Annotated in this window: 13 protein-coding genes; 6 read left to right on the plus strand and 7 right to left on the minus strand. The window is 60.7% G+C overall.

Annotated features, from left to right (window positions below):
- Nucleotides 1-33: 33 nt before the first annotated feature.
- Together NTD89_RS08900 and NTD89_RS08905 are read right to left on the minus strand one after the other, a co-directional pair.
- Nucleotides 34-720, minus strand: a complete 687-nt coding sequence (locus NTD89_RS08900) for a fimbria/pilus chaperone family protein (RefSeq protein ID WP_262207163.1) — start codon at nucleotides 718-720, stop codon at nucleotides 34-36.
- 135 nt (nucleotides 721-855) lie between these two features.
- A complete protein-coding gene (locus tag NTD89_RS08905) occupies nucleotides 856-1,503 on the minus strand; it encodes a DUF1120 domain-containing protein (RefSeq protein ID WP_145158009.1) in 648 nt (215 codons plus the stop codon).
- Nucleotides 1,504-1,986: 483 nt separating this feature from the next.
- Here NTD89_RS08905 and ppx point away from each other — a divergent pair, with 483 nt between their 5' ends.
- A complete protein-coding gene (ppx, locus tag NTD89_RS08910) occupies nucleotides 1,987-3,489 on the plus strand; it encodes an exopolyphosphatase (RefSeq protein ID WP_106576072.1) in 1,503 nt (500 codons plus the stop codon).
- 138 nt (nucleotides 3,490-3,627) lie between these two features.
- Here ppx and ppk1 read toward each other — a convergent pair whose 3' ends face one another.
- Entirely contained in the window at nucleotides 3,628-5,850 is a 2,223-nt protein-coding gene (gene ppk1, locus NTD89_RS08915) for a polyphosphate kinase 1 (protein WP_106575798.1), read from the minus strand.
- An 18-nt stretch (nucleotides 5,851-5,868) separates the two neighbouring features.
- On the minus strand, nucleotides 5,869-6,882 hold the full coding sequence (gene hemB / locus NTD89_RS08920) for a porphobilinogen synthase (RefSeq protein ID WP_242199659.1): 1,014 nt from the start codon (nucleotides 6,880-6,882) through the stop codon (nucleotides 5,869-5,871).
- Nucleotides 6,883-7,090: 208 nt separating this feature from the next.
- Between hemB and NTD89_RS08925 the strand changes: the two genes are divergently transcribed.
- Entirely contained in the window at nucleotides 7,091-7,738 is a 648-nt protein-coding gene (locus NTD89_RS08925; RefSeq protein WP_106576073.1) for a DedA family protein, read from the plus strand.
- Here NTD89_RS08925 and NTD89_RS08930 read toward each other — a convergent pair.
- Entirely contained in the window at nucleotides 7,719-8,954 is a 1,236-nt protein-coding gene (locus NTD89_RS08930; RefSeq protein ID WP_262207166.1) for a sterol desaturase family protein, read from the minus strand. The genes NTD89_RS08925 and NTD89_RS08930 overlap by 20 nt on opposite strands.
- Nucleotides 8,955-9,070: 116 nt before the next feature.
- Here NTD89_RS08930 and elbB point away from each other — a divergent pair, with 116 nt between their 5' ends.
- On the plus strand, nucleotides 9,071-9,736 hold the full coding sequence (gene elbB / locus NTD89_RS08935; RefSeq protein WP_262207168.1) for an isoprenoid biosynthesis glyoxalase ElbB: 666 nt from the start codon (nucleotides 9,071-9,073) through the stop codon (nucleotides 9,734-9,736).
- A gap of 190 nt (nucleotides 9,737-9,926) precedes the next feature.
- On the opposite strand, the gene NTD89_RS08940 is transcribed toward elbB, so the two are convergent.
- On the minus strand, nucleotides 9,927-10,382 hold the full coding sequence (locus tag NTD89_RS08940; protein ID WP_101273534.1) for a YaiI/YqxD family protein: 456 nt from the start codon (nucleotides 10,380-10,382) through the stop codon (nucleotides 9,927-9,929).
- Between the two features lie 2 nt (nucleotides 10,383-10,384).
- A complete protein-coding gene (locus NTD89_RS08945) occupies nucleotides 10,385-12,280 on the minus strand; it encodes an FTR1 family protein (protein WP_262207169.1) in 1,896 nt (631 codons plus the stop codon).
- Between the two features lie 256 nt (nucleotides 12,281-12,536).
- On the opposite strand from NTD89_RS08945, the gene NTD89_RS08950 reads away from it, so the two are divergent.
- From NTD89_RS08950 to lpoB, 3 genes are read left to right on the plus strand one after another with little or no spacing between them, the layout of a single operon-like run.
- Entirely contained in the window at nucleotides 12,537-13,931 is a 1,395-nt protein-coding gene (locus tag NTD89_RS08950) for a COG3014 family protein (RefSeq protein ID WP_242199652.1), read from the plus strand.
- A 10-nt stretch (nucleotides 13,932-13,941) separates the two neighbouring features.
- Complete coding sequence (locus NTD89_RS08955; protein ID WP_262207171.1) at nucleotides 13,942-14,313, plus strand: YcfL family protein; 372 nt, start codon at nucleotides 13,942-13,944, stop codon at nucleotides 14,311-14,313.
- Between the two features lie 35 nt (nucleotides 14,314-14,348).
- On the plus strand, nucleotides 14,349-14,936 hold the full coding sequence (gene lpoB, locus NTD89_RS08960; protein ID WP_262207172.1) for a penicillin-binding protein activator LpoB: 588 nt from the start codon (nucleotides 14,349-14,351) through the stop codon (nucleotides 14,934-14,936).
- Nucleotides 14,937-14,938: the final 2 nt, after the last annotated feature.

The raw sequence follows: 14,938 nt of genomic DNA on the forward strand, positions 1-14,938 counted from the left end.
ATGCGGTGACTCGAAGGGTTAATCATCGGCCGATCAACCCTCATCGGTATGGATCGGGGCGCGGTAGTTTTCTACCGAAAACCCATAGACCGTGGCGGGCTGGATCTCGACCTCGGCCATACCGTCCAGTGGGCCATCAACCTGTGCGGTCAGTGCTTCACCGGGCAAAAGGTAGGCGCGCGGCAACGTGGCCGGGGCGCCTTGTGGAAGCAGCCGCACCTGCGGCGCCAGGCGCACCACATAGGCACTGTCGTTATGGACCGTGAGGCCCTGCCCGGTCCGCCGCCACTTCAGCAGCTCCCAGGGTGTTGAGTGCCGAGGCAAACCTTTGGGGTGCAGGATCAGCGGCAAATTCTGCCGAAGGGTGATACCGATGGTCGCACCGCCCGCCGTGCGCGCCTGGGGGATGCCCTCGAACGACACGCGCTTGAGGCGTTGGGTCTTGAGCGGCTCACTCTGGGTGCTGATAAAACGCACCAGCTGCGTGTCGCCCGCTTCCACTCGCGTGATGGGCGGGGTGACGATCAACAGCAGTTGCTGGTCCTCGGGCACGTTCTCCACCACCGAATGAAGCAACGCCGGCCCTGCATCGGTGTTCTTGATGTTTATTGTGGCTTCGCCCTCTTCCTCATAAAGCACCACCACCGTTGTTTCCGGCAGCATGCCGTCCGCCTGTGCAATACCGGTAAAAAAGCCACAGGCACTTGCACTCCAAAACACTATAAAACTTATGATTGAAAACCCACGCACTCGACGTCCCCCACAACCGACAAAGTTGCCAATGGGCAGTTAAACGCCCACAAAAAAACAGCCAACCAGAAAGTGTCAGTTTCTTTATTGGCTGTTTTGCGCTGTTTAGATGTAACTCAATACCAGTGTGGCGCGCCCATCAAGGGAGACATCGCGACTCAAGTCCAGATCCTGCGCCCGGTTGATGACCGCCTTCACCGCAAGCGTGCCGGTCAACTGGTTAATAGAGGCCGGCGTAAAGGTGGTGCTATTGCGCCACGAATACTGGGCAGGCGACTGAGCAACTTTGCCATCGCTGCTCAACCAAACGCCGGCGCCATTACGCAGGATGGGGTACAGCGCCACACCGGCAGAACGCAGATCCCTGAGCGTGACCGAATAGCCACCGGTTCGCCGAGCGCCTACGGAACCCAGACCAAAATTCTGCGCCTCGGTAAAGCCTGGGCCCAGGACACCTGGCACTTTGCTGCCCGCCTGCAGGTCGGTGAAGGAGAGACCGAACCTCGCCGGCGTTGTGCCGCAATTGACCACCAGGGAAGTGGTCTTCTCTTCGCGCGTGTTGAACGCGGTCTGGGATAATTCGCCGGAACGAATCGTGCCGTAATCAATGATGCCGCTGCCGGCCAGGCTGAGGTTACAGGCGGCGGGTGTAATCGTGCCCCTGACGACCAGCTGGGCGCTGGTGGTCGCCTGAGCGGTCAGAGTTGCAGCCAGGCAGGCGATACCGAGAGTCAAACCAACAATTGTTTTCATTTTTGTCCTGTCACTACGAAGTTAACAGGCGCTGTTTATTCGCGTTCTGGCGAATCCATCGCCCAACCACTTATCTTCCCGGACATACATAACGATAAATAAATAACACCCAGGCAACATTGCCGAGTGACAGTCTGTCGCTTTGGTACCTCATTAAAAAATCGGACAACACATCAGTTATTGTCGGAGTGATGAAAATAAACAGTGGCTCTCAGTTAATAACAAGGTAGTCCATAACAAAACAAACTAAGAGAACAGCGACTCAACCATTGTAGGCAAAATCAGAATCCGCCTTGAACACTACAAAAGCCAAAATGCCTACATCATCGACTGACTTATTCGTCGCATGCTTACAAAACCGGCCTACATTTCCCACATGAATTCCCCACAGACAGCATCAGGCAAATTACTGAAGCACAACGCGTTGGCGCCAGCGTTCGATCGTGGCACGATGGTCAGGTTATCGACCGAGACCCCCAAACCATGCCGCAATCCCAAGCCAAGAATCTGTCCTTGATCGCCGCTATCGACCTGGGCTCCAACAGCTTTCACATGGTCGTGGCCAAGGCCCAGAACGGCGAAATCCGCATCCTCGAGCGGCTCGGCGAAAAAGTGCAACTGGCTGCCGGGATCGACGACGAGCGCCAGCTCAATGAAGAATCCATGCAGCGCGGGCTCGATTGCCTCAAGCGCTTTGCCCAACTGATCAACGGCATGCCCTTGGGCGCTGTGCGCATCGTTGGCACCAACGCCTTGCGTGAAGCCCGCAACCGCGGCGAATTCATCCGCCGCGCCGAAGCCATCCTCGGGCACCCGGTAGAAGTCATTTCCGGCCGCGAAGAAGCGCGCCTGATCTACCTCGGCGTCTCTCACACCCTGGCCGACACCCCCGGCAAACGCCTGGTAGCGGACATCGGCGGCGGCAGTACCGAATTCATCATCGGCCAGCGTTTCGAACCGCTGCTGCGCGAAAGCCTGCAGATGGGTTGCGTCAGTTATACCCAGCGTTATTTCAAGGACGGCAAGATCACCCCGGCGCGCTATGCCCAGGCCTACACCGCGGCGCGTCTGGAAATCATGAGCATCGAACACGCCCTGCATCGCTTGACCTGGGATGAAGCCATCGGCTCATCCGGCACCATCCGCGCCATCGGCCTGGCCTTAAAAGCCGGCGGCCATGGCACCGGTGAGGTCAACGCCGAAGGCCTGGCCTGGCTCAAGCGCAAGCTGTTCAAGCTGGGCGACGCAGAGAAAATCGACTTCGACGGTATCAAGCCTGATCGGCGCACCATTTTCCCGGCCGGCCTGGCGATTCTCGAGGCGATTTTCGACGCCCTCGAATTGCAACGCATGGACCACTGCGACGGCGCCCTGCGCGAAGGCGTGCTCTATGACCTGCTGGGCCGCCATCACCATGAAGACGTGCGTGAACGCACCCTCAGCTCGTTGATGGAGCGCTATCACGTCGACCTCGAACAAGCCGCGCGCGTGGAGCGCAAGGCCCTGCATGCCTTCGACCAGGTGGCCGAGGACTGGGACCTGGCAGACGGCGTGTGGCGCGAGCTGCTCGGCTGGGCTGCCAAGGTGCACGAAGTGGGCCTGGACATCGCCCACTACCATTACCACAAGCATGGCGCCTACCTGATCGAGCACTCGGACCTCGCCGGTTTCTCCCGCGAAGACCAACAGATGCTCGCCCTGCTGGTGCGTGGCCATCGCCGCAACATTCCCAAGGACAAGTTTGCCGACTTCGGCAGCGAAGGCAGCAAGCTGATTCGCCTGTGCGTGCTGCTGCGCTTTGCGATCCTGTTCCACCACATCCGCGGCACCCAGGAAATGCCCCAGGTAACCCTGCGCGCCCACGGCGACAGCCTGGACGTGGTGTTCCCCAAAGGCTGGCTGGATGAAAACCAGCTGACCCAGGCGGACTTCGCCCAGGAAGCGGAATGGCTGACGCGGGTGGGGTTCAGCCTGAACCTGCGCTGAGCCGATCTAAAGAACACTGCAAAAACACATGTGGGAGGGGGCTTGCCCCCGATGGCGGTGGACCAGTCAATGAATCTGTTGACTGACACTCCTTCATCGGGGGCAAGCCCCCTCCCACATTTTCAGAGCGCGTTGGCTTTAGTTCACCGCAAGAATCGGGCTACCCAGCTTCTCCAGCAACGTCGCCTGCGCACTGCGCGGGTTCTGGTTGCCGGTCGGCGTGTTGCGCACGTAGCGGCCGTCCGACTGCAGGCTCCAGCTGTGCGTGTTGTCAGTAAGGTAGCTTTCCAGCTCTTTCTTGACGCGCATGATCAGCTTCTTGCCTTCCACCGGGAAGCAGGTCTCTACACGCTTATCGAGGTTGCGCTCCATCCAGTCGGCACTGGAGAGGAACATCTGCTCTTCGCCGCCGTTGAGGAAGTAGAACACCCGCGTGTGCTCCAGGAAGCGGCCGATGATCGATCGCACGTGGATGTTATGCGAGACCCCGGCGATGCCCGGACGCAGGCAGCACATGCCACGCACCACCAAGTCGATGCGCACACCGGACTGGCTGGCCTTGTACAGCGCGCGGATGATCTTCGGATCGGTCAGCGAGTTGAACTTGGCGATGATGTGCGCCGGTTTGCCGTCGAGGGCGAACTGGGTCTCGCGGGCAATCATGTCGAGCATGCCCTTTTTGAGCGTGAACGGCGCGTGCAGCAGCTTCTTCATGCGCAAGGTCTTGCCCATGCCGATCAGCTGGCTGAACAACTTGCCGACGTCTTCACACAAGGCGTCGTCAGAGGTCAGCAGGCTGTAGTCGGTGTAGAGCTTGGCGTTGCCGGCGTGGTAGTTGCCAGTGCCCAAGTGCGCATAACGCACGATCTCGCCGGCTTCGCGGCGCAGGATCAGCATCATCTTGGCGTGGGTCTTGAAACCGACCACGCCGTAGATCACCACCGCACCGGCCGCTTGCAGACGGCTGGCCAGTTGCAGGTTGGACTCTTCGTCGAAGCGCGCACGCAGCTCGATCACCGCGGTGACTTCCTTGCCGTTTCGCGCGGCGTCTACCAGTGCGTCGACGATTTCCGAGTTGGCGCCGGAGCGGTACAGCGTCTGGCGCACGGCCAGAACATGCGGGTCCTTGGCGGCCTGGCGCAACAGGTCGACCACCGGGGTGAAGGACTCGAACGGGTGCAGCAGCAGAATGTCCTGCTTGCTCACCACGCTGAAGATGTTCTCGCTGTTTTGCAGCAGTTTCGGGATCTGCGGAGTGAACGGCGTGTATTGCAGCTCCGGGTGGCTGTCCAGGCCGGTGATGCTGAACAGGCGCGTCAGGTTGACCGGGCCATTGACCTGGTACAACTCGGACTCGGCCAGGTTGAACTGCTTGAGCAGGTAGTCCGACAGGTGTTTAGGGCAAGTGTCGGCCACTTCCAGGCGCACCGCGTCGCCGTAGCGGCGCGAGAACAGCTCACCGCGCAGGGCGCGGGCCAAGTCTTCGACGTCTTCGGAATCCAGCGCCAGGTCGGCGTTACGGGTCAGGCGGAACTGGTAGCAGCCCTTTACCTTCATGCCCTGGAACAGGTCATCGGCGTGCGCGTGGATCATCGACGACAGGAATACATAGTTGTCGCCAGCACCCCCCACCTCTTCCGGTACCTTGATGATTCGTGGCAACAGACGCGGCGCCGGGATAATCGCCAGGCCTGAATCGCGGCCGAAGGCGTCGATGCCTTCCAGTTCGACGATGAAGTTCAGGCTCTTGTTCACCAGCAGCGGGAACGGGTGCGTCGGGTCCAGACCAATCGGGGTAATGATCGGTGAAATCTCGTCACGGAAGTAACGGCGCACCCAGGTCTTGATCTTGGTGGTCCAGTGCCGGCGACGGATGAAGCGGACCTGATGTTTTTCCAGCTCCGGCAGCAGGATGTCGTTGAGGATCGCGTATTGGCGGTCGACATGGCCGTGCACCAGCTCGCTGATGCGCGCCAGGGCCTGGTGCGGCTGCAGGCCGTCGGCACCGGCTTGTTCGCGGGCGAAGGTGATTTGTTTCTTGAGGCCGGCGACGCGGATCTCGAAGAACTCGTCCAGGTTGCTGGAGAAAATCAGCAGGAATTTCAGCCGCTCCAGCAGCGGGTAGGACTCATCCAGCGCCTGCTCGAGCACGCGGATGTTGAATTGCAGTTGTGACAGCTCGCGGTGGATGTACAGGCTGCTGTCATCCAGGTTGGTGACCGCGACCACCGGGGCCGGCGCGGGCGCTTCGGCCACCACGGCAGGCGGTGCGGGCTCCAGCTCCGGCGGGGTTTCGGTGACTTGTTCCACCACCGGGTGAGCGTCTTTTACGGCAACTTCTGAGAGTCCTTCGGTATTCATTGAGTGTTCCTGTGAGGGCTATTGTTGCTCTCTAAGCAATTGGGCGGCGCGGGCGGCGAAGTAGGTCAGAATGCCATCAGCGCCGGCACGTTTAAAGGCAGTCAGGGATTCGAGGATCACCGCTTCACTCAACCAACCATTCTGGATCGCGGCCATGTGCATCGCGTATTCACCGCTGACCTGATAGACAAAGGTCGGCACCTTGAATTCCTCTTTGACCCGATAAAGGATGTCCAGGTACGGCATCCCTGGCTTGACCATCACCATGTCGGCGCCTTCAGCCAGATCCGCCGCCACTTCGTGCAGGGCTTCCTGGCTGTTGGCCGGGTCCATCTGGTACGAGGCCTTGTTGGCCTTGCCCAGGTTCAGTGCCGAGCCCACCGCATCGCGGAAAGGCCCGTAATAGGCGCTGGCGTACTTGGCCGAGTAGGCCATGATCCGCACATTGACGTGGCCGGCCAGTTCCAGGGCTTCGCGAATCGCCTGGATGCGACCGTCCATCATGTCCGACGGCGCGACGACCTGGGCGCCAGCGGCTGCGTGGGACAGCGCCTGTTTGACCAGCGCATCGACGGTAATGTCGTTTTGAACATAGCCGTCTTCGTCAAGAATGCCATCCTGGCCGTGGGTGGTGAACGGATCCAGCGCCACGTCGGTGATCACACCCAGCTCCGGGAAACGCTCGCGCAACGCGCGGGTAGCACGCTGGGCAATGCCTTGCGGGTTCCAGGCTTCGCTAGCGTCAAGCGTCTTGAGTTCAGAAGGCGTCACTGGAAACAGCGCCAGCGCCGGAATCCCGAGTTCCACCCAGTTCGCCGCCTCGATCAGCAGCTGATCAATGGTCAAGCGCTCCACACCCGGCATCGATGCCACCGCTTCCCGACGGTTTTCACCGTCCAGCACAAACACCGGCAAGATCAGATCGTTCGTCGTCAGCACGTTTTCACGCACCAGACGACGAGAAAAATCATCACGGCGATTGCGGCGCAGGCGGGTAGCAGGGAACAGGCGATTGGCAGGGGTAAAGCTCACGACAGACTCCTGAGCCCGTGTTTACGGGCGAGCGTTGCAGTTATAAGCGGCCATTATGACGAAGGAATGACAGTTGTGCTTATCGATGCGACCTGCAGTCGCATTCGTCGCATATGTAGGAATTGTTCACTTCGTGACACATCTCGATACTTTCATGAATGTCCACGAAGGCGTAGGCTGCGCGTTCATTTCGCCAGCACCCCAGACCATGCTTCAACAATTTCTGCATGACTTCGGCTACTTTGCGCTCTTCCTGGGCACGTTCTTCGAAGGCGAAACCATTCTGGTTCTCGCAGGCTTCCTGGCGTTCCGTGGATACATGGATATCAACCTGGTGGTGGTCGTTGCCTTCTTTGGCAGCTATGCCGGTGACCAGCTGTGGTACTTCCTGGGGCGCAAGCATGGCCGCAAACTGTTGGCGCGCAAGCCGCGCTGGCAATTGATGGGCGACAAAGCGCTGGAACACATCCGCAAGCATCCGGATATCTGGGTGTTGAGCTTTCGGTTCGTCTACGGGCTGCGCACCGTGATGCCGGTGGCGATTGGCTTGTCCGGTTACCCGCCTTTGCGCTACTTGCTGCTCAACGGCATTGGCGCTGCGGTGTGGGCGGCGGCACTGGGCGCTGCGGCTTATCATTTTGGCGCGGTGCTGGAAGGCATGCTCGGCAGCATCAAGAAATATGAGCTGTGGGTGTTGGGCGCACTGCTGTTGCTGGGCTTGGGCCTGTGGCTGCGTCGCCGCTTCAAGAACGCGCGCATTGCCCGCCAGGCCTGCGAAGATGCCAAAGCCCGGCTGGCCGCAGAGCAACTCGCCGAGCCCGCCAAGGTCGACGCACCTAAGACGCCAATCGAGTAAACCGGTTTCTGCAGCAGTAGAGACCGATCACGCTGAGCAAGCTGTAACTCACCAGGCCCAGCCAGCCCAAATTGCTGGCCGGCCACAGCCCGACCAGCGGCGCCAGCCATACCAACGGTACATTCAGCCCCAGGCGCACCAGCTCAGCCTTCAGGGCCCAGGGGCGATTCTCCAACGCCACGCCCAGCGTGAACAACCCTAACGCCATCGCGCTCCAGCCCAGGATCAACGCCGCCGTGGGCAGCCCTTCGCCTGCATTCATCAGATAGCTGCCAAACCCCACATACGCCGCAAATTGCAGGGCAACGTAGACCTGCTGGCGTGCGTCCAATGGCACTTCGAATTTGCGGAACTGGCTCAAATCGGGCTTGGCCAGCGGGTACTTGGCCTTCACGTCCGCCGGGCGCCAGCCGGTGCGCATGAACCAGATGCGCAGCTTGTCCCACCAGCGCTCGGTACGCCGCGCATCACTCCACAACTGTGCATAAAACTGCAGGTTGGCCCACAGCGGGTTCCAACTGGCCAAGGGCGTGGTCACGCCAAAGATCACCGGTTCGTTGTCGTCTTCTTCCTGGAAGCTGCCGAACAGCCGGTCCCAAATAATGAACACGCCGCCATAGTTGCGATCCATGTAAAGAGCGTTCTGTGCATGGTGAGCCCGATGATTGGACGGTGTGACAAAGAACCATTCGAACCAGCCAAGCTTGGGCACGTGGCGGGTGTGCACCCAGAATTGATACAGCAGATTGAGCGAGGCCACGCTGATAAACACCACCAGCGGCACGCCCACCAAGGCCAGGGGCAGGTAGAAAATCCAGCTCAGCAAGAAGCCGGTGCTGGTCTGGCGCAAGGCGGTGGTGAGGTTGTAGTCCTCACTCTGGTGATGCACCGAGTGCGCGGCCCACAGGATGTTGCGCTCATGGCCGCAGCGATGCAGCCAGTAGTAGCAGAAGTCATAGAACACAAAGGCGAACACCCAGGTCCACACACTCTGGGCCGAGAGCTCGACCAACGCCAGGTGCTTGAGGGCGAAGGCGTAAGTCAGCAGCCCGACCCCCTTGGTCAGCAAGCCCGTGGTGGTGGACAGCACACCCGTGCTGAGGCTGTTGATGGCGTCGGCCACCCGATAGTTGCGCGCGCCGCGCCAACGGTCGGCCAACAGCTCAACCACGATCAAGGCAATGAAAAACGGTACCGCGTAAGGCACGAAGTCCATGGGCTAGTCCGGTCTGTTTTTGTTAGATCAAGATTAGGTGTAGCGGCGCGAGATCCCATTGGCAACAGATGACAAATTAGTAGACATTTAACGCCATGAAATAGGGAGAAATACTCATGAGCAAAAAGATTGCAGTGATCCTTTCCGGCTGTGGCGTGTTCGACGGCGCAGAGATCCACGAAAGCGTGATTACCTTGCTGCGCCTGGACCAGCGAGGCGCCCAGGTCCAATGTTTTGCGCCGGATATCGCGCAACATCATGTGATCAACCACCTCACCGGCGAAGAGATGCCCGAGTCGCGTAACGTGCTGGTGGAGTCGGCGCGGATTGCTCGGGGTGACGTGAAAGATATCCGTGAGGCCCGCGCCGAAGACTTCGATGCGCTGATCGTGCCCGGCGGGTTTGGCGCGGCGAAGAACCTGTCGAACTTTGCCGTGGAAGGTGCGGGTTGCAGCGTCAACCCGCAGGTGCTGGCGCTGGCGGAAGCCTTCGCCGAAGCGAGCAAGCCGGTGGGGCTGATCTGCATTTCGCCGGCACTGGCCGCGAAAATCTACGGCCCTGGCGTGACCTGCACCATCGGCAACGACGCCGACACCGCCGCTGCCCTCGACAAGATGGGCGCCACCCACCGCGACTGCACAGTGGAAGACATCGTCGAGGACACCCCGCGCAAACTGGTGAGCACCCCGGCCTACATGCTCGGCAAGAACATCAGTGAGGTGGCCTCAGGTATCAACAAACTCGTGGATCGGGTGCTGGAATTGACCCACGAAAATGATTGAGCGCGTCCCGAACACTTAAGGGTGGCTAGCCCACCGTTGTGGCGAGCGGGCTTGCCCCGCGTTGGGCTGCGCAGCAGCCCCAATCCAGACAACGCGGTCAGTCAGTTAATCTGCGGCGTGAAGTTTTGGGGCGGCTTCGCCCCCCAACGCGGGGCAAGCCCGCTCGCCACAAGAACACCGCTCGCCAACGTCAGGCCTCGCGCATCAACTTGGTCAATATCCTGTCCAGCGCATTGGCAAACGCCTGCTTATCCTTTTCCCCATGGGGCGGCGGGCCTCCGCCCATCTGGCCCTGCTCGCGCAGATCCGTGAAAAGGTTACGCACCGCCAGCCGTTCGCTCATGTTGGCCGGGCTGAATTCCTTGCCGCGAGGGTCAAGGGCCGTGACGCCCTTCTTCACCAGCCGGTCGGCCAAGGGCACGTCGCTGCAAATCACCAGCTCACCGGGCACGGCGTGTTCCACCAGGTAGTCATCCGCCGCATCCGGACCGCTGGGCACCACGATCAACTTCACACAAGCAAAGCTCGGTTTGATCTGGCTTTGCCCCGCCACCAGTACCACCTCGAACTGGCGCTTGAGGGCGAATTTCACCACCTGGTCCTTGGCCGCCCGTGGGCAAGCATCCGCATCGATCCACACGCGCATGGTCAGGCTGCCACGCGGCGTTTTTCTGCCAGGCGGCTGCGGCCGTACAGCACCACAATCGCCAGGATCGCCACGGCCTGCGCACTCAACGAATACGCGTCGGCGTGGATGCCCAGCCAGTCGAAGTCAAAGAACGCCACCGGCCGTGTGCCAAAGATGCCGGCTTCCTGCAAGGCCTTCACGCCATGGCCGGCGAACACCACCGACAGCGCACACAGCAGCGCCGCGTTGATGCCGAAGAACAACGCCAAGGGCAGCTTCGCCGAGCCGCGTAGGATCACCCACGCCAGGCCCACCAGCAGCACCAGCGCCGTGGCGCCACCGGCCAGCACCGCGTTGTGCCCGGCGGGGCCGGCTTGCAGCCACAGGGTTTCGTAGAACAGGATCACTTCGAACAGCTCGCGGTACACCGAGAAGAACGCCAGCATGGCAAAGCCGAAGCGCCCGCCGCCGCCCACCAGGCTGCTCTTGATGTAATCCTGCCAGGCCGCCGCGTGGCGTCGGTCGTGCATCCACACGCCAAGCCACAGCACCATCACACTGGCGAACAGTGCCGTGCAGCCCTCAAGCAATTCGCGTTGGGCGCCGCTGACGTCAATCACATACGCCGCCAATGCCCACGTCGCCAGACCGGCCAACAGCGCCAGACCCCAACCGACGTTGACGCTGCGCACCGCCGATTGCTGGCCGGTGTTACGCAGGAAAGCCAGAATCGCCGCCAGCACCAGGATCGCTTCCAGACCTTCACGCAACAGAATCAGGAGGCCGGAGATGTAACTCAACGACCAGCTCAAGCCATCGCTGCCCAGCAAGCCGGCAGATTCAGTGAGTTTGCCCTTGGCCACGTCCAGACGCTGCTGCACCTGCTCGATCGGCAGGCCGTCCTGCAATGACTGCCGGTAGGCCATCAGGGCTTTCTCGGTGTCCTTGCGCACGTTGGCGTCGACGTTGTCCAGCGAGCCTTCCACCAGCTCAAACCCTTCCAGGTAGGCGGCTACCGACAAGTCGTAGGCCTGTTCGTGATCACCATTGCGGAACGCGGCGAGGCTCTTGTCCAGCGTGGTCGCGGTGTAATCGAGCAACTGCGCCGGGCCACGCTTGACCTGCGGCGGCTGCGCACGTTGGGCGCGGAACGTCGCAGCGGCGGCCGGGCCGTTTGCGGCGAGCACTTCATTGGGGGTCTGGCGGGCCAGGTCGGCAAGGTTGAAGGGTTGTTCGCTGCTTGCCGCAGCCGGGTCAGCGGTGAAACCGGCGATGTAAGTCGCCAAGTCCCAGCGTTGACGGTCATCCAGTTGGTCAGCGAAAGACGGCATGTCAGTGCCCTCGACGCCCAGACCGAGTGTGTTGTAGATCGCGTAGAGGCTCAGGCGGTCCAGGCGCGCGACGTCGCGCAGATTTGCGGGCGGCGGCGTCATGCCCGTGCTGGCCGGGCCATCACCGGCGCCCGCAGTGCCGTGGCATACCGAGCAGTGCTGGGCATAGAGCGGTGCGCCGCGCGTGGGGTCTGGAGTGATCGCCGGAGCCTGGCTGACCTCGTACGCCACTGCCAACTTGGCACCCAATTGACGGGCCTGGTGGGCGACGGTCGTGCCCTCTTCACGCGCGGTCACCGCCGCCAGCAATTCATTGACGCCCTTTATCAAATCGGCGCGTTCGGGCTTCTCGGGTAAATCCGCTACCAGGCCCTGCAATACCCCAAGAAATTCCACCTGTTCGCGGTATTCGGATTCATCCACGACCGTGCCCGCGTCCACCGTTGGCGGGTAGTCGGCACCGATGTAATCGAGCAGATGCAAGGCTTGAGGCGCGCCCTCGGCAGTTGCCGCCAACAGATTAAAGCTGCACGACATCAGCGCCGGCAGCAGCAGCCAGGCGAGAAAACGGTAAAGGGCAGTCATGAATGAATCTCAAAGGGAAATGCGAAGTAACACATTGTTTAACGTTAAGGGGTTTGACTCAAGACGTCAGTGATAAGGCGATAGAAATATCGCCGTCGACATGATGGCAATCGCACAAAAAACGGAGCAAAAAGCCATTGTTTTGCCAGTAATGGCGCCTATAATGCCGCGCCCTGTTATTGCGAAAGGGAATTTAATTCCTCGTTTTTATGAGGAATAGGCACATCGGCTGATTATTTTCAGGGAAGAAGTTTGTATGGCATTTCGCGCCTTAACCCCGCTCGCACTCGCGGCGGTGACCTTGCTGTCCGGTTGTTCGATGTTTCGCAGCTACGACACAGAGCTGCAAGCCACCAACCAGCAGCTGGCCACCGGCAATGTCGACGGTGCCCTGACCCTGCTGGAAAAAAACAATACCGGCGACGACAAAGACCTGCTCTATTTCTTCGAAAAGGGCGAGCTGTTGCGCGCCAAGGGCGACCTCACCGGCAGCCAGACCGCCTGGCGCAGCGCCGACCTGCAAGTCTACAAGTGGGAAGAGTCAGTCAAATTCGACAGCGAAAAGTACCTCGCCCAGTTCGGCAGTTTCCTGGTCAACGACAAAGTGCGTCGCTACGAAGGTTATGACTACGAAAAAGTCATGCTCACCACCCAGATGGCCTTGAACCTGCTGGCCGTGAACGACTTCGACGGTGCCCGCACCGAGATCAAGAAGACCCACGAACGCGAAGCGGTGATCGCCGACCTGCGCGACAAGGAATACCTCAAGCGCGAAAACGAAGCCGAGCGCCAAGGTGTCACCACTCAGATCAAAGACTTGCGCGGCTACCCGGTGGAGGCACTGGACGCGCCGGAAGTGGTCGGCCTGAAAAACAGCTACCAGAGTGCGTTCAGCCATTACCTGGCAGGCTTTGTCTACGAAGCGCTCGGCGAAAAAGACCTGGCTGCGCCCGGCTACCGCAAGGCCGCCGAACTGCGCCCCAACACGCCGCTGCTGGAGCAGGCGTTGCTTGAGCTGGACAAGTCCAAGGTCGGCGCCGATGAGACCGACGTGCTGATCGTGGTCCAGAGCGGCCTGGCGCCCGCACGTGATTCGATCCGCCTGCCATTGCCGATCCCGATCAATGGCAACCTGGTGATCACCCCGCTGTCGTTCCCGGTGATCAAGGCCGACAACTCCACCGCGACCTTTGCCCAGATCGGCGTGGACGGCAAGCAACAGAACCTCACCGCACTCAACAGCACCACGGCCATGTCGCGCCGCGCGCTGCGTGACGACATGCCGGGGATCATCCTGCGCACCACCGTGCGTGCGGTCAGCCGTGGCGTGGCGCAGAACAACCTGAACAAGACCAATCCCATGGCGGGCCTGGTGCTGGGCATCGCCTCGGCCGTGACCGAAGGCGCCGACACGCGCACCTGGCGCACGCTGCCGGACCTGACCCAAGTGACGCGACTGCGCCTCAAGCACGGCGACCACCAGGTTAGCCTGCCCAACGCCCTGGGCGGCACGCTGGTGACGGTCAAGGCCGACCAGCGCTATCAGGTGATCACCCTGCGCGTGGTCGGCAACCAGGTATTCGCCGGTGGCCTCGCGGCCCATGTGGTGCCGAGTGCTGCCAACCAGGCCATCGCCCTCAAACAACCTTAAGGAGCACGCTATGCGTCATTTCATTCTCGGCGCCCTGGCGCTGGTCCTGCTCGCCGGCTGCGCCACCCCGCCGCCGCCGGAGCCTGGCAGCGCCGCCAGCAAAGTCGTGGTGATGGGCACGTTCAAAGGCATCGCCGTCGGTGCCATTCGTGTGGCCCGTGAAAATGGCTTTCTCACGGCCAAGGTGCAGCTGAGCAACATCACCAGCAGCAACCAGATGATGTATTACCGCTTTGCCTGGCTGGGCGCCGACGGTTTCCCGGTGGGCGATGAAGAAACCTGGAAAGTGCTGAACCTGTACGCCAACCAGGCCACGTTCTTGCCGGCCATCGCCAACCTGCCTCAGGCGGCGGACTTTCGTCTTGAAGTGAAAACGCCTTGAAGCCTTCACCTATCAGTTTTCAGAGAGATTTCCCCATGTTTGCACGCGTCTCGATTCTCGCCTTGGTTGCCCTGTTGGCCAGCGGTTGCTCCAACACCTCGCCGGTCCTTGGCGGCAAGAACATCAGCTACGGCGACTCTAAGGCCGTGGAATTGGTCACCAACGAGTTCGGCTCGACCGACCTGCAGATGATCGCCGAAAGCATGACCCGCTCCCTGGCCCAGTCCGGCATCTTGCAGGGCCGCCCGGTCGTGCAGGTGTATGACGTGAAGAACAAGACCAGCGAGTACATCGACACCCGTGAGATCACCACGTCGATCAAGACCCAGCTGATGAAGACCGGCACTGCGCGCTTCGCCAGCGACAACACCGATATGCAAAGCCAGGTTGACCAACTCAAGCTGCAAAACCAGAGCGGCCTGTACAAAAAAGCCACCGTCAGCAAGACCGGCAATATGGTCGCCGCCAAGTACCGCCTGGAAGGCTCCATCAGCTCCATCGTCAAGCGCAGCTCGGACTACAAAGACGTCTTCTACAAATTCAGCCTTCAGCTGATCGACGTCGAGAGCGGCCTGGCCGAATGGATGGACGAGAAAGAAATCCGCAAAACCACGGAGCGCTGAGC

Origin of the sequence: Pseudomonas sp. 14P_5.3_Bac1 (genome assembly GCF_025466135.1) — a bacterium.
GTDB lineage: Bacteria > Pseudomonadota > Gammaproteobacteria > Pseudomonadales > Pseudomonadaceae > Aquipseudomonas.

What these genes read in the sequence shown, in the direction of transcription:
- NTD89_RS08950 (WP_242199652.1), top strand. Translation starts at nt 12,537, where the DNA reads ATGGCATTTCGCGCCTTAACCCCGCTCGCACTCGCGGCGGTGACCTTG.
- NTD89_RS08930 (WP_262207166.1), bottom strand. Translation starts at nt 8,954, where the DNA reads ATGGACTTCGTGCCTTACGCGGTACCGTTTTTCATTGCCTTGATCGTG.
- NTD89_RS08905 (WP_145158009.1), bottom strand. Translation starts at nt 1,503, where the DNA reads ATGAAAACAATTGTTGGTTTGACTCTCGGTATCGCCTGCCTGGCTGCA.
- lpoB (WP_262207172.1), top strand. Translation starts at nt 14,349, where the DNA reads ATGTTTGCACGCGTCTCGATTCTCGCCTTGGTTGCCCTGTTGGCCAGC.
- elbB (WP_262207168.1), top strand. Translation starts at nt 9,071, where the DNA reads ATGAGCAAAAAGATTGCAGTGATCCTTTCCGGCTGTGGCGTGTTCGAC.
- NTD89_RS08940 (WP_101273534.1), bottom strand. Translation starts at nt 10,382, where the DNA reads ATGCGCGTGTGGATCGATGCGGATGCTTGCCCACGGGCGGCCAAGGAC.
- ppx (WP_106576072.1), top strand. Translation starts at nt 1,987, where the DNA reads ATGCCGCAATCCCAAGCCAAGAATCTGTCCTTGATCGCCGCTATCGAC.
- NTD89_RS08945 (WP_262207169.1), bottom strand. Translation starts at nt 12,280, where the DNA reads ATGACTGCCCTTTACCGTTTTCTCGCCTGGCTGCTGCTGCCGGCGCTG.
- NTD89_RS08955 (WP_262207171.1), top strand. Translation starts at nt 13,942, where the DNA reads ATGCGTCATTTCATTCTCGGCGCCCTGGCGCTGGTCCTGCTCGCCGGC.
- NTD89_RS08925 (WP_106576073.1), top strand. Translation starts at nt 7,091, where the DNA reads ATGCTTCAACAATTTCTGCATGACTTCGGCTACTTTGCGCTCTTCCTG.
- ppk1 (WP_106575798.1), bottom strand. Translation starts at nt 5,850, where the DNA reads ATGAATACCGAAGGACTCTCAGAAGTTGCCGTAAAAGACGCTCACCCG.